The organism is Paenarthrobacter sp. TRD_SC_7 (assembly GCF_056156245.1).
Map to the genome: position 1 here is coordinate 3,994,358 of NZ_CM149587.1, position 18,484 is coordinate 4,012,841.

18 protein-coding genes are annotated in these 18,484 nt (G+C 61.8%); 8 read left to right on the forward strand and 10 right to left on the reverse strand.

Features of this window, described 5'->3' with window-relative positions; genetic code table 11:
* Positions 1-3 precede the first annotated feature (3 nt).
* The 5 genes from AC0J5Z_RS19040 to AC0J5Z_RS19060 are packed head-to-tail and all read right to left on the reverse strand — an operon-like array spanning position 4 to position 4,946.
* Positions 4-1,329: an MFS transporter gene (locus tag AC0J5Z_RS19040; protein ID WP_475035493.1), complete on the reverse strand. Its 1,326-nt coding sequence runs from the start codon at positions 1,327-1,329 to the stop codon at positions 4-6.
* 36 nt (positions 1,330-1,365) lie between these two features.
* Positions 1,366-1,821, reverse strand: a complete 456-nt coding sequence (locus tag AC0J5Z_RS19045) for a MaoC family dehydratase (protein ID WP_475035495.1) — start codon at positions 1,819-1,821, stop codon at positions 1,366-1,368.
* Between the two features lie 38 nt (positions 1,822-1,859).
* Positions 1,860-3,083, reverse strand: coding sequence for an acyl-CoA dehydrogenase family protein (locus AC0J5Z_RS19050; protein ID WP_475035497.1), 1,224 nt, complete (start codon positions 3,081-3,083; stop codon positions 1,860-1,862).
* A gap of 1 nt (position 3,084) precedes the next feature.
* Positions 3,085-3,975: an amidohydrolase family protein gene (locus AC0J5Z_RS19055; protein WP_475035499.1), complete on the reverse strand. Its 891-nt coding sequence runs from the start codon at positions 3,973-3,975 to the stop codon at positions 3,085-3,087.
* Between the two features lie 2 nt (positions 3,976-3,977).
* Positions 3,978-4,946, reverse strand: a complete 969-nt coding sequence (locus AC0J5Z_RS19060; RefSeq protein WP_475035502.1) for an SDR family NAD(P)-dependent oxidoreductase — start codon at positions 4,944-4,946, stop codon at positions 3,978-3,980.
* 139 nt (positions 4,947-5,085) lie between these two features.
* Here AC0J5Z_RS19060 and AC0J5Z_RS19065 point away from each other — a divergent pair, with 139 nt between their 5' ends.
* The 3 genes from AC0J5Z_RS19065 (at position 5,086) to AC0J5Z_RS19075 (ending at position 6,651) form a co-directional block, all read left to right on the forward strand.
* A complete protein-coding gene (locus tag AC0J5Z_RS19065) occupies positions 5,086-5,544 on the forward strand; it encodes a MarR family winged helix-turn-helix transcriptional regulator (protein ID WP_475035505.1) in 459 nt (152 codons plus the stop codon).
* 116 nt (positions 5,545-5,660) lie between these two features.
* Complete coding sequence (locus AC0J5Z_RS19070) at positions 5,661-5,879, forward strand: hypothetical protein (RefSeq protein WP_475035508.1); 219 nt, start codon at positions 5,661-5,663, stop codon at positions 5,877-5,879.
* 40 nt (positions 5,880-5,919) lie between these two features.
* On the forward strand, positions 5,920-6,651 hold the full coding sequence (locus AC0J5Z_RS19075; RefSeq protein ID WP_475035510.1) for a DUF72 domain-containing protein: 732 nt from the start codon (positions 5,920-5,922) through the stop codon (positions 6,649-6,651).
* Between the two features lie 29 nt (positions 6,652-6,680).
* On the opposite strand, the gene AC0J5Z_RS19080 is transcribed toward AC0J5Z_RS19075, so the two are convergent.
* Positions 6,681-7,142 carry a GatB/YqeY domain-containing protein gene (locus AC0J5Z_RS19080; protein WP_475035513.1) on the reverse strand — a complete coding sequence of 154 codons (462 nt, stop codon included), beginning with the start codon at positions 7,140-7,142 and terminating at the stop codon, positions 6,681-6,683.
* A 102-nt stretch (positions 7,143-7,244) separates the two neighbouring features.
* On the opposite strand from AC0J5Z_RS19080, the gene AC0J5Z_RS19085 reads away from it, so the two are divergent.
* On the forward strand, positions 7,245-7,997 hold the full coding sequence (locus AC0J5Z_RS19085) for a 3-keto-5-aminohexanoate cleavage protein (protein ID WP_475039785.1): 753 nt from the start codon (positions 7,245-7,247) through the stop codon (positions 7,995-7,997).
* Here the strand turns inward: AC0J5Z_RS19085 and AC0J5Z_RS19090 are convergent.
* Positions 7,969-9,270 (reverse strand): NAD(P)/FAD-dependent oxidoreductase, encoded by a 1,302-nt coding sequence (locus AC0J5Z_RS19090; protein ID WP_475035515.1) that lies wholly within the window; start codon positions 9,268-9,270, stop codon positions 7,969-7,971. The two genes, AC0J5Z_RS19085 and AC0J5Z_RS19090, sit on opposite strands and share 29 nt — an antisense overlap.
* Positions 9,271-9,394: 124 nt before the next feature.
* Between AC0J5Z_RS19090 and AC0J5Z_RS19095 the strand changes: the two genes are divergently transcribed.
* Both AC0J5Z_RS19095 and AC0J5Z_RS19100 read left to right on the forward strand, forming a co-directional pair.
* Positions 9,395-10,180 (forward strand): histidine phosphatase family protein, encoded by a 786-nt coding sequence (locus tag AC0J5Z_RS19095; RefSeq protein ID WP_475035517.1) that lies wholly within the window; start codon positions 9,395-9,397, stop codon positions 10,178-10,180.
* Entirely contained in the window at positions 10,158-11,081 is a 924-nt protein-coding gene (locus tag AC0J5Z_RS19100) for an NAD(P)H-hydrate dehydratase (protein WP_475039787.1), read from the forward strand. The genes AC0J5Z_RS19095 and AC0J5Z_RS19100 overlap by 23 nt, the downstream gene beginning before the upstream one ends.
* A 20-nt stretch (positions 11,082-11,101) precedes the next feature.
* On the opposite strand, the gene AC0J5Z_RS19105 is transcribed toward AC0J5Z_RS19100, so the two are convergent.
* From AC0J5Z_RS19105 to AC0J5Z_RS19115, 3 genes are all read right to left on the reverse strand, one after another.
* Positions 11,102-12,766, reverse strand: a complete 1,665-nt coding sequence (locus AC0J5Z_RS19105) for a RecQ family ATP-dependent DNA helicase (RefSeq protein ID WP_475035519.1) — start codon at positions 12,764-12,766, stop codon at positions 11,102-11,104.
* 127 nt (positions 12,767-12,893) lie between these two features.
* Positions 12,894-13,496 carry a dihydrofolate reductase family protein gene (locus AC0J5Z_RS19110; protein WP_475035523.1) on the reverse strand — a complete coding sequence of 201 codons (603 nt, stop codon included), beginning with the start codon at positions 13,494-13,496 and terminating at the stop codon, positions 12,894-12,896.
* A 370-nt stretch (positions 13,497-13,866) separates the two neighbouring features.
* Entirely contained in the window at positions 13,867-15,426 is a 1,560-nt protein-coding gene (locus tag AC0J5Z_RS19115; protein ID WP_475035525.1) for a glycoside hydrolase family 32 protein, read from the reverse strand.
* Positions 15,427-15,655: 229 nt separating this feature from the next.
* On the opposite strand from AC0J5Z_RS19115, the gene AC0J5Z_RS19120 reads away from it, so the two are divergent.
* The gene (locus AC0J5Z_RS19120) at positions 15,656-17,092 is read left to right on the forward strand and encodes a glycoside hydrolase (RefSeq protein ID WP_475035527.1); all 1,437 of its coding nucleotides are present in this window, start codon (positions 15,656-15,658) and stop codon (positions 17,090-17,092) included.
* 47 nt (positions 17,093-17,139) lie between these two features.
* Complete coding sequence (locus tag AC0J5Z_RS19125; protein WP_475035532.1) at positions 17,140-18,477, forward strand: ABC transporter substrate-binding protein; 1,338 nt, start codon at positions 17,140-17,142, stop codon at positions 18,475-18,477.
* Positions 18,478-18,484 lie beyond the last annotated feature (7 nt).

The window sequence follows — 18,484 nt, forward strand, 5'->3', positions numbered from 1 at the left end:
CTCCTAACTGACCGTAGAGAGGTCGTTGTTCTTAGACTCCCGCGTCAGCAGGATGAAGACAATCGATACCAGCGACATGACGGACAGGAACACCACCACTGGGACGATGCTCTGGCCGGCGTCCTTGTAGAGCCCAGCGACGATTCCCGGGGTGAAACCGGCACCGATCAGCGTCGCCAATTGGTAGCCAACAGCCGCGCCTGTATAGCGGTTCGTGGTGCCGAACTGCTCGGAAACGAACGCTGCCAGCGGTCCGTAGAGGGACGAATGCAGGATCAGCGCCACCGTGAAGGCCAGGAAGACCAAGGCGATGCTGCCGGAGCTAAGCATCCCGAACATCGGGAACAGGTAAAGGATGAACAGTGCAAGGCCGGTGACCATGACGGGACGGCGTCCGAAGCGATCAGAGAGCCTGCCACCCAGCAAGACGAACAGGATGGAGATGGCCGAGGCGCCTGCAAAGGCATAGAGCACGCCTTGCTGGGGTGCGCCCTTTGATACTGCATAGGTCACCGAGAACGTGGGCAGCACTACCTGCAGGCCGAATCCGGCGGCACCGGCAAACATGATCATGATGAGCGCCTTGGGACGCTTAAGCACTTCCAGCAGCGGGATCTTGCGCTTGGTACCTTGTGCGCTTTCCTTGGCAACGGCTTCGGCGAAGATGGGGCTCTCCGAAACCCGCAGCCTGACGAACATGCCCACGATCAAGAGCACGAAGGACAACAGGAACGGCACACGCCAGCCCCAGGCCAAGAACGCGTCCTGAGGAAGGGCCGAGAAGATACCCATGACCAGGGTGCCGAGAACTGCGCCTGTCGGGGCACCGGCGTTCACGAACGACGCCGCAAAACCGCGCCGCTTGGGATCCGAATGCTCCAAAGCCATGAGTGCGGCCCCACCCCATTCACCGCCGACGGCGATTCCCTGGCAGACGCGCAGGATCACCAGGATCACGGCTCCCCAGGGGCCGATGACACTGGCTCCAGGGATCAGGCCGATCAACGTGGAGGCGATGCCCATCATCGCCATGGAAATAATGAGCATGCCCTTGCGGCCGATCCGGTCACCGAAGTGTCCGAAGATGATGCCGCCCAAGGGCCGGGCAACGTAGCCGGCGGCGAACGTGGCATACGCGGCTACGACGCCCACCCACTCGTCAGTACCGGCGAAAAACACCTTGGGGAAGGCAACTGCAGCCGCTGTTGCGTACAGCAGGAAGTCGTAGAACTCGATAGTGCTGCCCAGATAGCTGGACATGATGACCGTGCGCGCCTCTTTGCGCTTCGCGGCCGTGCTCGACGGCGCGAGCGCAGTGTGTCCTGACATGGCTGTTCCTTGGGAGAGGAGGGAAGGGAATGATTTTTACTTGTGGAAACGTGCCAGGAATTCGGCGACGACGGCGGGCCGTTCCTGGCCTTCGATCTCGATGGTGGCGTTGACCTTGATCTGGGCGCCGCCCTTGACTTCGGTGACTTCAGCGATGGAGCCCAGCATGCGGACCTTGGAGCCGACTTTCACAGGGGAGGTGAAGCGGACCTTGTCCAGGCCGTAGTTGACCTTGGTAGTCACCCCGTCCACGTCGAATAGCTCTCCCCAGAACGGGATGATGAGGGACAGGGTGAGGAAGCCATGTGCGATCGGGGCTCCAAAGGGGCCGACCTTGGCGCGTTCGGGATCGGTGTGGATCCACTGCTGGTCATCCGTGGCATCGGCGAACAGATTGATCTGCTGCTGGGTGATCTCACGGTAATCGGTGGTGCCAAGGTCCTTGCCGGACATGGTGAGCAGGGTGTCGAAATCGACGACGAGATTGGGCATCTTTGCCTCCTGGTAGTTGTTGACTGAAAAGCAGGTGTTTAGCGGGCGAAGGCGCTCTCCCCGGTGAGGGCGCGGCCGATGATGAGGGCGTTGATCTCGTGGGTGCCTTCGTAGGAATAGACGGCTTCCGCATCGGCATGGAAACGTGCGACGTCGGCGGCGAGAGTGATGCCGTTACCGCCCGCCACTTCGCGGGCCAACGCGACGGTTTCGCGCATCATCAGACTGGTCTGCATCTTGGCCAGGGCCGAATCTTGGTCCCTATAGATCCCCCAGCCCTGCTGTTCGGTGAGCCGAACCACCAGTGAGAGTGACGCGGTGATGTTTCCCAGCATCCGTGCCAGCTTTTCCTGCACCAGTTGGAAGGAACCCAGCGACCGGCCGAACTGCCGGCGTTCTTTGACGTACGCCAATGCAGCCTCGAACGCGCCTGCTTGGATGCCGGTGGCGATCCATGCAACGTCCGAGCGCATAGCACGCAGCATCGCGGCGACGTCCTTGAACGAGTTCACGTTATGCAAGCGCATGGCATCGGGAACCCGGACGCTGTTGAGGGTGATATGGGCGTTCTGCATCATCCGCAGCGAGGTCTTCCCCTGGATTTTCTCCAAAGAGACGCCGGCAGCAGTTCGGTCGACAAGGAACGCCTTGACCTGGCCATCGGCGACCTCCCGGGCGAACACACACAACACATCGGCTGTGGAGGCGCCTCCGATCCACCGCTTAGCACCGTCCAAAACCCAAATGCCGCCGTCGGATTCTTTTTCAAAGCGGGCGGTGGTGGACAGTCCGCCGGCGATGTCCGAACCATGCTCCGGTTCGGTTAGCGAGAAGACGCCCTTGAGGGAGAAATCGATGACCTTGGGCATCCACTCCTTTTGCTGCTCCTCGGAAGCCCCCACCCGGATCGCGGTCCGGAACAGACCCGCCTGTGCTGTGTACCACGTGGCCAACGACGCGTCCGTACGGGCGAGTTCGAAGATCCGGAAGCCGTGGTAAATCCCCCTTGCGGGTGCCCCGACAGTAGGGTGGGCCGGTTCCATCAGGTCAAGGTGGATCAATGGTTGAGCGAGTTGTTCCGGGAACTCGCCACGCTCCCAGTACTCGGCCAGCAAGGGCTTCGCCTGGGTGTCAAGGAAGGTCCGGAGCCGGCCAAGAACCTGGCGTTCTTCGGTGGTCAGGAGCGCTTCGGCGTCGTACCAGTCCGCTGCGGAGTACAGTCGCTGATCCGTCGCTGTTGCTCCCGTCGTCGTCGTACTCATCTCAGCCACCCAGTCCCAGGAGCCGGACGGCGTTGTCCTTGAGGATCTTCGGCCGGACGTCATCTTTCAGGGGCAGGTCAGCGAACGCACCCAGCCACTTCTGCGGCGTGATCAGCGGGAAGTCCGTGCCGAACAGCACCTTGTCCTGCAGCACCGAATTGGATAAACGAACCAGCGACTCCGGGAAGTACTTGGGCGACCACCCGGACAGGTCAATGAACACGTTGGACTTGTGCGTCGCGATCGAGTTTGCCTCGTCCTGCCAAGGCACCGAGGGATGGGCCATGATGATCTGCAACCCCGGGAAATCGGCGGCCACCGCATCCAGCAACAATGGGTTCGAGAACGCGAGCTTGATACCGTACCCTCCGGGAAGACCGGCACCCATACCGTTCTGGCCTGTGTGGAAAATACACGGCAAGCCCAACTCCTGGAGCGTTTCCCACAGCGGGTAGAACTGCTCCTTGGACGGATCAAAGCCCTGCAGCGACGGGTGGAACTTGAATCCCCTGGCACCGAGCTCCACGGCCTGGTGCTTCGCCCCGGCGATCGCATCCTCGCCGGTCCTGGGGTCCACACTGCCGAACGGGATCAGCACATCATTGTTCCGCGCTGCTCCGGCAATCAGTTCCGGGATGCTGTTCGGTTCATGCTTGAGCTGGGTCCGGGCGTCAACAGTGAAGACGACGGCGGCCATGTTCAGTTCGCGATATACCTCGGCGATCCTGTCCAGTGACGGCGTGCGATCTTCGGCCTTGAAGTACTTCGCCGAAGCCTCCGTCAGTGCCTCCGGGAGTGAACCATGCCCGCAGCTGTCCACTTCCAGGTGGACGTGCATATCGATCGCATCAAGCGCCGAGGCGTCGATGCCCAGTTCGTAGCGGTCGGCCATGATCAGCGTGCCTGGGCCGCTTCAGGCTTAGCCGCTTCAGGCCTAGCCGGTTCGGGCTGCAGGTCCTCGGGAAGCGGCAGGAATTCCTCACCGAAGCTTTGCAAAGCATCCGCACCGAACAGTGATCCGGCGCTTTCCTTCAATGCCTCGTAGCTCCAGCCGCCCTCACGGTATTCTGTGCTCGCCGCCGTCGGGTGCGTCCAAACCTGCAGCCGGTCACCGCCGGCACCGATCGCCTGGCCGGTGATCCCACCAGCCGCGTCTGAGGCAAGGAACGCAATCAGCCCGGCGACGTCGTCGGCCGTTCCAAAACCGAGGTCGTGGCGGAAGAAGGACGGCATCGCTTCACCCCGTTCCTCCGCCTCAACAGCCTTCTGGAAGTAAGGAACGGTCTTGGTCATGGCCGTAGCAGCCACCGGTATCACGGAATTAACCGTCACGCCGGCTTTCTTCATCTCCAGCGCCCAGGTCCGAACCATGCCAACTATCCCGGCCTTTGCCGCAGCGTAGTTGGTCTGCCCGAAGTTGCCGCGCTGGCCGGTCGGCGAACCGATGGTGATGATCCGGCCGGCGATGTTGTTTTCCTTGAAGTATGCGAATGCCTCACGGACGCAAGTGAACGTGCCCTTCAAGTGCACATTGATGACCAGGTCAAAATCCTCATCCGTCATCTTCAGCAGGCTCTTGTCCCGCAGGATCCCGGCGTTCGTCACCAGAATGTCCAACCGGCCGAATGCCTCGACGGCACCCGCCACCAAAGCCTTCGCAGCATCCGCACTCCCCACCGGAACCACCACGGCGGTGGCCCGGCCGCCGTCGGCCTCAATCAGTGCAACAGCCTGGGCAGCGGTCTCAGCGTTCACGTCGTTGATCACGACGGCGGCACCCTGGCGGGCGAGCTCCCTCGCGTAAGCGAGTCCAAGACCCTGTCCACTTCCCGTGACGATTGCAACCTTGCCGTTCAAGCTCATGGCGTGCTCCTTCGCATGCAGTAACCGGCTGGAACCGGTAGGGCCGATCCCACTGCGTCGTGAGATCCTTGTCATGATCAATGAGAATACGGATCATTGAAAAAGTCAACGATTGTTTTTCATTACTATTGGAGTTGTCATGGGCCCGCAAAGCACCGAAGTGGAAACCCCGCGCCTGGCCGCAGCAAAAATCGGCAGCGATGTAGGCCTGTTGCTGGCCAAACTGCATGCCACAGGCTCGCTCCTGAACAACAAGGCACTGGCGGACTACGGACTCAGGGAACGGTCCTTTTCCGTGCTGACGCTCGCGTGCAGCGGCCTGGAACCCACCCAACGTGAGCTCGCCGATTTCCTCAGCCTCGATCCCAGCCAGGTGGTCAGCCTGGTGGATGACCTCGAACACCGCGGCTTGGTCAAACGAGCACAGGGCAAGCAGGACAGGCGGGCGAAGATCATCGTCTCCACAGCTGAGGGCCGGCGGATCCACAACAAGGCGCGGGCGGCACTGGAAGTATGCGAGCAGACCCAGCTCGCGGGACTCAGTGAGGAAGAAAACATGCAACTGAGGGCGCTGCTCAAGAAAGCGTTGTGGGGTTAGGTTCGCGCCACTGTCCCGGAATTAGCCCCAGCGATGGACATCTGCACAGCAGCGCTTGGCTCCCGTATGCACCTGTCCATACCGGCTTCGGGGCGCTTCTGTCAGGATCGGAAACTATGGACTTCCCACTCTTCCACGATCCCCTGCAGGGCGCCGTCACCGTAGACGCACCCGTGCGTGATCCTCAAATCCACCGCCAAGCCCACACCACCAACCGCCCGGAACGACAGGCAACGCACGGAGCCACGCGGAACCGGAAGGCCCGCCTGCGCGAGGTAGCCAAAGTCGCCGAAGACCTCCAAGCCCTCATGGCACGAACGGCATCCAAGCACTGATCTACTGGCACGATCCCCGTGACCGACTACCATCCACTCCATGGGCATCCACATCGGCACCTCGGGCTGGAGCTACGACCATTGGGAGAACGTGCTCTATCCGCCGGGCCTTCCTGCGTCCAAACGTCTGGCCCAGTACGTGGCCAGGTTCAACACGGTAGAGCTCAACGCGAGCTTTTATCGTTGGCCCCGGGACACCTCGTTCGCGGGTTGGCGAAACCGCCTGCCTGCGGGCTTTGCCATGTCTGTCAAAGCGCCACGGGGACTCACGCACGCCAAGAAACTGTACGGCCCGGAGGCGTGGGTGGAACGGATTATTCGCTGCTGGCACGAACTCGGCGACAAACGGGCCGTCCTGCTGGTCCAGCTCCCACCCGGTTTTGCCCGCGACGACGCGCGGTTGGACTACTTCCTGGCCGCCCTGCCCCAGTGGATCCGCGTCGCCGTCGAGTTCCGGCATGACAGCTGGGATCACCCCGATGTGTACGCACTGCTTGAACGCCACGAGGCCGCCTATTGCATCATGAGTGGCGCCAACCTGCCGTGCATTCTCCGTGCGACAGCACCGTTCGTCTACATCAGGCTGCACGGCCCGGATCACCAGCACCTGTACGGCGGCTCCTACTCGGACGACGACTTGCGGTGGTGGGCGGACAGGATTCGCGAGTGGAGCGGCTCCGGCAAGGATGTCTACGTCTACTTCAACAACGACGGCGGTGGTAACGCCGTGCGGAACGCTGACACTTTGCGGTGGCTGCTTGGGGTCATTTGAATCGCTGACCGGAGCTGCATCCTCGAAAGCTACGCCAGGCGTCCGCGCACAATCTCGCTGACGGTCTTACCGTCGAAGCGTCCGGCAACCTTGGCCGTCACGGGCTTCATGACGGCTCCGATGGAGCGTATGGAAAGTTCCTGGCCATCAGCCTTCAGGTCCGCAATAGCCTCGTCCACGATTGCCTCCACTTCTTCCCGGGTGAGGGCCATTGGCAGGTAGGCCTCGATGATTTCTGCCTCTGCGACTTCGGCCGCTGCACGGTCTGTTTCGCCGGCCTCAGTGTAGATCCGGGCCGTATCCCTGCGCTTGGCCGCTTCCTTTTGAAGCAGTGACGTCACCTGAGCGTCGTCCAGCTCCACCGGAGTCTTCCCGGACTTCTCGCGGGTAGAAATCTCGCCCAGCACGTTGCGGACAGTGATGAGGGCAACCTTGTTGCCGGCTTTCATGTGGTCAACTACGTCAGCTTTCAAGCGTTCTTTGAGTGTCATGATGTTGCTCCTTGTTCGGGATTCCTCCTGCCATCTTCCCAGCTTGGGTACTCAAGCATGTATCCCGCCGCACGTGGACCAACCCTTAGCATGGGCGGTGTGATGCTACAGGCTTGTCTCAACGGGGCTCGAGCGGTCTCGGAACACCATCGATTAACGGCGGATCCGGCCGCCCTTGCCCAAGAAGCAGCGGCCGCAGTGGCTGCCGGTGCCCACAGCCTGCATGTCCATCCAAAGAATCCGCGGGGTGAAGACACGCTGGAACCGCAGTACGTGGCCTCATGTCTCAGCGCTGTTCGAGATGCCTGCCCTAACGTTCCTCTTGGTGTGACAACAGGTGCATGGAGCTCCCCCGACGTACCATCCCGCTTGAAGATGATCGAGTCCTGGCATGAACTACCGGATTTTGCATCCGTTAATTGGCACGAGGAAGGTGCCGAAGAAGTGGCCGAAGCCCTTCACGCCCTGGGTGTCGGCATCGAAGCCGGCATTTGGCAGGTCGACGCTGCACGCCAGTGGGCTTCCTCCTCGCTCCGGACCAAATGCTTGAGGGTTTTGATCGAAATACAGGACATTCCAGCCGAGGCCGTAGAAAGGGAAGCCAAACGCCTCTTGGAACTGGTTAGGGAACAAATGGAACAGGACAACGAGAAAGCAGTCCCGGGAGCCATCCTGCTCCACGGTGAGGAACGCTCAACGTGGGCTGCGCTCAAGCTTTCTGCGCAGTGGGGTTTGGACACCAGAATCGGCCTCGAAGACACGCTCCTGCTCCCGAACGGAATTCAGGCTGACGGCAATTTCGAACTGATTGCTGCCGCCGCCAAGGTCATAGGCGAGGGTCAGGCACTTCGCTAGGCGTTGTTTCCGTCGCTTCCGGGGGTTCTTTCTCCAAGGGCCCGCTGACCACTACTTGGGCAGGGCTGTGAAGGAGGTAGCCGTTGAGCCAGGAGAACAAGGCCCGGATCTTTTGTTGGAGGCCGGACAACAGGGCGAGGTGGACCAACAGCCAAGACAGGAAGGCAAGGATGCCCTGCAATTGGATTCGCTTGCGGCCCAGTTCTGCCACTGCGGCGCCACGCCCCACCATCGCCATATAGCCTTTGTCCACATAGCGGAAGGGCGCCCGGCTGCCCCCGCTGAGGTCTTCAAGGATGTTTTTGGCCGCCCATTTTCCAGCCTGTTGAGCCACCGAACCCAGCTGCGGCAGTTTTGCCCCCGTTGAATCCGTGATGTTGGCTGCATCTCCAATGACGTAGACGCCGTCCGCATCCGGGGCAGTCAGGTCCGGGCGGACATCGATACGTCCGCCTCTCCCCTGGGCAAGACCCGATCCGGCAATGATGTCGCCCGCCTTCAGCCCGCCGGCCCACACCACGATCTGTCCAGGTACAGCACTCCCGTCCGCCAAAGTCACCCCGTCCTGCCGGACCTCAGTCACACCCACTCCCATGTGAAGTTGGACGCCCACCTTCTTCAAGTGGTCCGTGGCATAGCTCTGGGACTTAGTAGAAAACATGTTCAGGACGCTGGGAACCATATCCACCAGATGCACACGACAACGTGCTGCAAGCTCTGGCGAGAAGTATTTGCGCACCACGTACTTGACGTTTTCGGCCATTGCTCCAGCCGTTTCAACACCGGTGGGGCCGCCTCCCACCACAACCACATCCACAGATTCGTCGGGGTTTCTGTCGGCTCGGTCCAACAAACGGGTAAGTTCGGTCCCAAGCCTCGTGGCATCGGTGACCGAATACAGCGGGAACGCACGCTCTTCCGCGCCGGGCGTGTTGAAGAAGTTCGGGACCGCTCCAACCGCGATGACCAGGATATCCGCCCGCATGGTTCGGCCTTCGGCAGTCCTGACCGTTCGCTCGGCGGCGTTCACGGAGTCCACCTTCGCCGTGAGTACCTTGACAGTTTTGTAGCGGCGGAAGACGGAGCGCAGTGGCCGGGCAATGGCCGACACTCCGATTTGGGAAGTTGCTACTTGGTAGAGGAGCGGCTGGAACTGGTGGTAGTTATTGGAGTCGATCAGCAAGACGCGGACGCCCTTGCGTCCGAGCTCCTTGGCTGCCGCTACGCCCGCGAATCCGGCACCGACAATGATGACTGGGTATGAGTCCTCCATGCGAGCAACTTACTTCACTCCACCTCCGGACAACAGGGGTTCGCGACCGCCGTCGAGCGTTTATCTTCTGGTCCTGTGGGTACGCAGTGGGTAGTGTTCTGCATTCGGCGACGCACGCGAAAGGGTGATCTTTGTGAATGAGGACGGGCTGACGGACGCAGTGCAGGAGGCCGGCGCTGTGGAGTTGCTCCTGGTCCGGCATGGCGAGAGCGAAGGCAACGTGGCCGCAACGGAGGCTCGCTTGGCTGGAGCCGAAGTGATTGATGTTCCGGCCAGGGATGCTGATGTGAACCTATCGGGCACCGGACGGGACCAGGCCAAAGCACTGGGAACGGCGCTGGCCAGGATCGCCGATGAACTCCGCCCGGATGCGGTTGTCTCCTCCCCCTATGCACGGGCCAGGCAGACCGCGGAAATCGCTGTTGAGACCGCCGGCTGGCCCGTGAAGGTGCTCACCGATGAACGTCTCCGCGACCGGGAGCTGGGCATCTTGGACCGGCTGACACGTTTGGGCGTGGAGACTCGATATCCGGACGAAGCCGAGCGGCGGCTATGGCTGGGGAAGCTCTACTACCGGCCGCCGGGTGGTGAATCGTGGGCCGACGTCGCACTCCGCCTTCGTTCAATTCTGGATGAGCTCAACACCCTGGGAACAGGGCACCGGGTGATGCTGGTCTGCCACGACGCCGTCATCCTGCTGGTCCGTTACGTCTTGGAGGGCATGTCCGAGCAGGAGATTCTTGACCTTGCAGCCACGACGTCGGTGCTGAACGCGTCGATCACCCGGTACGTGCGGCCGTCGGGCGCGGGGCCCTGGAAACTGGAAAGCTTCAATGTAGCTGACCACCTCACCGAGCAGGGCGTTACGGTCACCGAGCATGCCGGAGATGCCAGTGTCCACCCACAGTGATTCCAGCGCACCCACGCTGGTGACACCGTCGCTTCTGCGTGATTGGCCGCTGCCGGCGCCCGGGGAAGACAAGTACTCACGCGGTGCCGTGTTGGTCATCGGTGGAGCACGGGCGACCCCTGGCGCGGCTTTGCTCGCCGGTACCGCAGCCCTTCGTGCAGGTGCGGGCAAAATTACTTTGGCCGTTGCCGAATCCGTAGCCGTGCACGTGGGAGTTGCGCTGCCGGAGTGCGGCTCAATCGCCCTGCCCGAGAACGCCGACGGCTCCGTGACCGGTGAGGGATTGGACCGGATCTCGTCCTACCTGGAACGGGCCGACGCCGTGCTGATCGGCCCAGGTTTGGACGATCTCGAATTGGCGGAAGCGCTGTTGCGAGCGCTGCTGGAGCGGGAAGAGTCCCACGGGGCCAAGGACGACGCCGGAGCTCCCGCCGTCGTTCTTGACGCGTACGCCTTGGGTGGGCTGGTGAAGGTCGAGGATGAGTTGGGACCGTGGCGTGGCAGGATGGTCCTCACGCCGAACCCGACAGAGGCCGGCATTCTCCTGGGCAGGGACGTGGAGGACCTGGGGGCTGATGTTGCTGAGATCGCCCGGCGGTTTGATGCGGTGGTGAGTTGCCAGGGATACATCGCCGCTCCGGAGCCCACGGAGGACTCGGTGCTGTGGAAAATCACCACCGGCTACGGCGGCCTGGGGACGTCAGGCAGCGGCGATGTTTTGGCAGGGGCCATCGCCGGGCTCCGTGCGCGCGGTACCAGCGATGCCCAAGCCGCGTGCTGGGGCACCCATCTTCACGCGGCCGCCGCCGACCGTCTGGCCAGCAAGCTCGGGCCCCTGGGGTTCCTGGCCCGGGAGCTTGCGGACGAACTGCCCGCCCTCATGGTGGAGCTCAATACCTGATCGCCCGGTTCCCAACGAACCTAAGCCGGCTTCAGCAATTCATGCTCGACGACGGCGGTACGGGACAGCGTCTTGTAGCCCTCCTGTTCAAACAGAACGGTCATGACGTCGTCCTCGTGCCGCATCACCAGGCCCGGACCCCACTCTTTGTGGATCACGGTGGACTGCAACGGGAACTGCTTTTCGGCAGTTGAGGTGGGATCGACGGCGGAACCCGGCCCGGCGTCGTCGTGATTGTCAGCGCACGCATCGCAGTTGCCGCAGGGCTGCGGCAGGTCCTCGCCAAAGTAGCCCAGCAGGAACCGGCGACGGCAAGCATCCGTCTCCGCGTAGCCGCGCATCATGGTGAGCCGGGACTGGTCAACGCGTTGCCGCGCCTCAGCCAGTTCGACGGCGCGGTCCACCAATGCGGTCAGCTTGGCTTTGGAGCTGACCCGTGTGCCGCGCTTACCTGTTGTCACCGCGCCGGCTTCCTCCAACTGGTTCACCAGTGCCGTGACACGGCGGGCAGGGAAGCCGGTGAGCTCCACCAAAGCGGTCTTCGGAGCCGGTGCGCCGGCGTTCTTGATGACTTTCAATACGGCCATGAGCGCCTCCGCGTCCGGGGAGTGGGTTGCGAAGAACTTACGCAACCCAAGGTCCTCGGCACGGTAGTGGAGTATCGCGGAAGCCTGTTCACCATCGCGGCCAGCGCGGCCGATTTCCTGGTAGTAAGAGTCCAAGGACTCCGGAATATCCGCGTGCACCACGAACCGGACATTGGGTTTGTCGATTCCCATGCCAAAGGCTGTTGTGGCAACTACAACGTCCAGTTGGTCATCCAGGAATTGCTCATGGATACTCTCCCGGTCGGCATCCGCCCGGCCTGCGTGATACGCCTCGGCACGGAGGCCGTGATCCGTCAGCTTGGCCGCGTATTTCTCGGTGTCCTTGCGGGTAGCGGCATACAGCAGCCCCAGGCCCTCCGCATTGGCAAGCGCTACGACTTGTTCCGCTACGGCTTGCCGCTTGCCTTTCTCCTCTTGGTGCCGGACAACGTCGAGGCTGATGTTGGGGCGGTCGAAGCCACGGACCAGGACCAGTGGTTCCGTCATGCCCAACCGCCTCACGATTTCGTCACGCACTGGTGGGGAGGCCGTTGCGGTGAGGGCTATGACCGGCGGCTTACCCAAGCGTTCGCGGACGTTGCCCAGTTCGAGGTAATCCGGGCGGAAGTCATGGCCCCAGGAGGACACGCAATGTGCCTCGTCCACGACGAACATGGTGATGTCCAGCTTGGCGATCCGCTCCATGGTCTCCTGCTTGGCCAATTGCTCGGGGGCAAGGAACAGGAAGACCGCCTTGCCGGACTCGGCCGCCTGCCAGGCCGCCTCCACCTCTGAGTCGCTGCGGGAAGAATTGATGCCGACGGCGGCTCCGTCACCCAAGTCCTCAGTCAGCCCGTCCAGCTGGTCTTCCTGTAAGGCAATGAGGGGAGAAACGACGACGGCGGGCCGGCCCGTTTGGTTGTAAAGGTGCAGCGCTGCGACTTGATAGATAGCAGACTTTCCGTAGCCAGTGGGCATGACAGCCAGGACATCACGCCCCTCTACCGGCGCGGTCATGCCGGCGAGTTGGCCGTCGCGCAGCTCGGGCAAGGAAAAGGAAGAGGCCGCCAGGGCGGTCAAAGCAAGGTCATCGGACATTAAGGAGTGGCTCCGCGTTGTGGTTCCTGCGGCCACTTGCATCAGCCGAGGTGACCAGCCTAGCGCGGGCGGGGGCCCGCCGTCGTACGCTGTTCGCCCGGTTGTGGATAACCTCGCATTCGTGACGTCAGCGCGAAGCCGGGGAACGTACCTGATAGATAAGGTGGGTGACGCGGGTTCCCGGAACAATCGCGGGATCGCCGAGCCTGATGTCCGCGTCAAGGTGTCCGAACCAGCGAATACCACTTCCGAGCAGTACAGGCACCAGGTCAACACGGAGTTCGTCGACGACACCGCGGCGCAAGCACTGCTGCACCACGTCCGCGCCGCCAATTCCGATTTCCTTACCCGCCGCGAGGTCCGCGGCACGCTCCAGGGCCGTTTCCAAGTCCCCTAAGAATTCGAATGGCGCGGGCTTGCCATCCCGCCGGACCGGTGGCCAGTCCGCCGGGGGCTCGCGATGCGTCAGAACAACGGTTGGTGACTCATTGGGCGGGTGACCACCCCACCCCTTTGTCATGTCGAAGATACGCCGCCCGGAGATGAACGCGCCCTCCCGCGGAAGCGACTTCCAATAGGCGGCATCAGCTTCACTGAGATGAAACGGCACAGGGTGGCCGGGCATCCAGGTTTCAACGGATCCGGCCTCATACCAGTCGAACAAAGGGCCGATCCCGTCATCCTCACGGGCGATAAATCCATCGAGGGACATGGAAAACTGGGCTGACACGCGGCTGTTCCTGTACATGGAATTCAGTGTCGCGGCAACGCCCGGCTTGTCAAGGATGCTGCCCAACCGGGAGGGTAATCAGGCTACTTATAAATGGTGGCAGTTGTGCCTATGCTTGTTCCATGGAGCCCACTTCAGCCATCCTCTTAGTGCTTATCGGCGTGGTTGTCTGGCTCGGAGCCACCATCCTGCCCTTGGCCCTGCTCCCCTCGTCGCGCGCCGAAGAGGAGCACAAGCCCAGAGCACGCCATCCCCGCCACCCTAGACGTGAGCCACGCGCCGTCCATCGGTTTCGGCCATCCTCACTGAAGGTCCGTTCGGGACACCACGCCCATGCACGGCCAAATGGCGCCTAGCCCAGGCCCGCCGGCTAAAGAGGACTGCCAAACTCCCGGATGGTGATTCCGGTGAAGTTCGCGGGGCCGCCGTCGGCGTAGAGCGAGAGCCCGGTGTCGCCGTCCGCGAAGTGAACCTGCTGCGACAGCACCGTGTGCCCTGAGTTCACGAACACCTCAACGCTCTGCGTGTCCACGAAGATGCGCAGGTGGACTGACCGCGCGTTGGCGTCGATAGGCGCCGCAGCTCGAGTGTATGGCACAAGCGAGTACCCACCTTGGTCTGACGGCGCGCGGTCGACGTACAACTCGTCGCCGTACTTGCCGATATTCGTATGACGGGAGCCGTCCGTGGAGCGGCCTACTGACACGCCAACGTTCGTGGCCAGGCTCCATGAAATGTCGAGCTCAAGCTCATACGCACGACCACTCCATGGCAGTAGGACGCTGCCGTTGACCGTGCGGTCAGGAAGTGCCGTGATGGCGGTGGCATAGCCCTGGAGAGCGGCGACCGGGGCACTGAGCAAGCTGTACCAGCCGCCCGATTGGCGTTCCAGGCGCAGTTCCCGCGTGATTGAGTTCTGCCCGTTGTAGCCGTCGGAGGCATCTGTGGGTACGTCACGGGCGGCGTACTTCCAGTTGTTCATCCAAGCGATGGCCAGGCGCTTCTTTTCGGGATCCTCGACGGAGGGCCACGTGACGGCGGCGTACCAATCCCATCCCCAATCGAGCCACTGCGGCGTGAGGTTATTGGCAATGAACGCAGTGCCGTTCCAGGAGCCCGTCCAATAGGCAAAGGTCATCGGCAGATCGACGCTGTAGGCATCCATGCTGGCGCCGAACACCCAATGCCGAGTGCCGTCGTCGGCGGTCATCTCAAACAGATCCGGACATTCGATACCGCCCAGGGCGTGGTTCGGGTAGTCGAAGTTGGATTTCCAGGTCCAGTCCCGCAGGTTTGCTGAGGTGTAGAACGCCGCGTACCGCGCCCGTCCGATCACGCACACCCACTCATTGCGTATTGCGTCCCAGTGGATCTTCGGGTCGCGGAACCACTCTGCGTTCTCAATCTCGGCTTGGGTGGTGGCAGTTCGCCCGTCAGTGTTCACGATCACCGGGTCCGGCAGCGCGGTGAACGTATTTCCTCCGTCGGTTGACCAGTAGAGGTACTGCTCCTGGAACTTTCGGATGCCTCCAGTTGGTTGCGTGGCGAGTGCGACTACCGCGCCGGCGCCGAAACCAGCGGTATTGGCAGTGTCCACCACTGCCGCCCCCGACCACACCGGGAAGTCGGGCCGCAAGGGCATCACCACGCCGTGGTGGGTGAAGGTCACGCCGTCACCTGTAGTTGCGTGGTCCCATCCACCCGGGCCGTTGTTCTGGCCGGAGTGCAGGTAGTAGAGCTGATATGCGCCGTTGGTGTGGACAGGACGCTGCGGATCACACAGCCAGCCCGAAAGTGGAGTCATGTGGTAAACGGCTCGAAGTGACGCCGGGGCGTCTGCGGCCGCGGGGGCGGCGTTGCTCAAGAACAGCGCGATGGCGCCAGCGCCTGCGCCCTGCAGTGCAATGCGGCGAGAGATGTCGTACGTCATTGATTCGTTCCTCTCAAGGTTCGGCGCGACAGCGCGCCAAAGGGTCATTCATGCGGTGGGGGAAGCCGAAGCTATGCAGGACCCTAGCGGCATCGAGCGATGGTGGTCAAGCGTTTTAGCCGTATCAAAATTATTGGAGATGAATTTTGCTAAAACGCTTGAACAGCTTGGAAATACACGCTAGCTTTTCGAGTGATCAAACGCTTTAGCAGAATGGACATCAGCGCCGATGAAACGCTCAGTTTTTTTCCAGCCCACCGATGGATGGGTTGGGGACCTCATCCCCTTCGAGAAGGACGGGGAGTTCTGGCTCTTCTACCTTCACGAAGACCGTTCAGACCCGAAACCAGGCACCTCATGGAATCTGGTCACCACAAAAGACCTCACCCAGTTTGAGGACCATGGCGTTTCGTTGCACCACGGCAGCGAAACCGACCTGGACTTCAACGCCTACACGGGCAGCATCATCACGGACGGGTCCGGCGTCCACCACCTGTTCTACACCGGCCAGAACCCCCGCAATCTCGGCCCGGACGGCGCGCCCCTTCAATTGGTCATGCACGCCACGAGCACTGACGGTATGGAAACCTGGCAAAAACACCCCGAGCTCACCTTCGGCGCTCCGGACGGCTACGAGTCCGGTGATTGGCGTGATCCCTTTGTGTTTTGGGATGACAGCAAGAACCAGTGGCGGATGCTTCTCGCGGCAAGGCACTCAACAGGGCCGGAACGGCGCCGCGGCGTCATCGCGCAGTGTGTGTCCACGGACCTGATGACCTGGCAGCACACTGAACCGTTCTGGGATCCGCGCCGGTACATCACGCACGAATGCCCGGACGTCTTCTCTTGGGGAGACTGGTGGTACATGGTGTACTCCGAATTCTCGGAATCGTTCACCACCCGGTACCGCATATCCAAAAGCCCCGACGGGCCTTGGACCGTGCCCGCGCTGGACAGCATCGACGGCCGTGCCTTCTACGCGTCAAAAACCGCAGAGCGGGAAGGACGGCGCTTTTTCTTCGGATGGATTGCCAGTAAGGAAGGCAACGCAGATCAGGGTCCATGGCAGTGGGCCGGAACAATGTCCGTGCTGGAAGCCCTCCAAAACCCCGACGGGACACTGGGTTTTTCGTTCGCAGATGAACTCGTGGAGAGCTTCTGGGACGACGTCCCCCTGTCCCTTGCGGGTTCCTTACCGGCTCTGCTCCACGTACCGGACGGTTACACCGCTATGGTCTCCGACGAGGAAATGCCCCGACAGTTTTACGCCAAAGCTGTCATTGACATCGCCGCCAACACCACCGAGTGCGGGCTGCTGCTGCGTTCAAGCGACGACGGCGACCAGTCCTACGTTCTGCGATTGGAACCCAAACGCGGGCGACTTGTCTTCGACCGCTGGCCGCGCACCATCACCGGGGACGCACAGTGGCATGTCTCGGGCGACGTCCCCTTCGACATCGAGCTCGAGCGGCCCTGCGACCTCACCCCTGGCGAGCACACCCTTGAGGTCATCGTCGACGGCGACATTTGCGTCGCCGTCGTCGACCGTCAGGTTGCGCTCAGCACCAGGATCTACGACCTGACGGCAGGGAGGATCGGAGTCTTCGCCGGCGAAGGAACCGCCACCGTCACCGAACTTGAGATACGTCAGCGCACCGACAACTGAATACCGCCCCATCCCCAACCTCTGTTCAATCAAGGGAGATTGCCGCCATGAAGAAACTATTCCGTGCCGCTGCCGTCGCAGCCGCCGCTGCCCTGGCTTTGACAGCCTGCGGCGGCGGAGGAGCCGCCAGTGACCCCTCCAACGTCAGCCCCACCGGCGAGATCAAGCCCCGCGAAATATCCTGGTTGCTCTCCAGGCCCGCCGACGGAGCTGTCATCAACATCATGAAGAAGCTCGCGGACGACTACGCCAAGGAACACCCAGGCTTCGCACTGAACCTCATCACCACCCCGGACCGGCCCTCGTACATTCAAAAGCTTGAAACCCTGGCCGCGGCCAACAAGCTACCGGAATTGTTCGATACCGATGCCACCCCCTTCGCCCAGGAACTGGCCAAGCAAGGCAAAATGGTTGACGCAGAGAAGCTCCTGAAATCACTGGACGTCTACGACGACTACCGGCCCGGTGCACTGGACTACCAACGCTTCGACGACGGCTCCCTGTACATGATTCCGTTCCAGTTCGAACTCGAATTCATCTGGTACAACAAGGCCTTGATGGAGAAGGCCGGCGTTTCCGTGCCGAAGTCCCTCGATGACATTCCCGCCATGTGCACTGCCCTGCGGAATGCCGGGATCACACCGATCGCAATCGACGGGCAGGACCAGTGGCCGCTGGAACGCTACGTCGCGTACCAGCCGTTCCGTGAAGCGGGACCCGATTTCGTCCAGAAGCTGAAGAAGGGCGAGGCGTCCTTCTCGGATGCCGCCGGCCAGAAGACCGTGAAGTGGATGGCTGACCTTGGCAAGGCCAAGTGCTTCCAAGAGGGCTTCTCCGCCCAGGGATATTCGGATGCGCAGAATCAATTCACCTCTGGACAGGCCGCCATGTACAACATCGGCACCTGGGAACTTCCGAGCCTCGCCACGGACAAGCTCAACCCTGAGGTCCGCGACGACATCGATTTCATCACCTTGCCCACCACTGAAAGTTCGGTGACCGCTGCAAACGAGTTCGTATCACCCTCCGGTATTGGCATGGCAGTGAACTCGAAGACCTATGACCCGTTGGTGAGCGACTTCCTGAAGTTCGCCCTGGAGAAGTACCCGGCTGAATATGCTGCCACCGGGGCCCTCTCCCCCACCACCAACGTACAAACGGCCATCCCGGCGAACGCGACTCCGCTGTACAAGAAGGCGCTCGAAACGGCCAACACCCTTGGGGACAAGCAAGCAATGCCGTGGGATACCCAGCTGGACCCCACCACCAACGGCCGGCTGCAACAGGAACTCGTCCTCCTGGTCCAGGGCAACATCACGCCTGAACAGTTCACCAAGACCATGGACGACGCCATCAAGCAGAACGCCCCCAAGTTCTTCAAGTAAACCGAAG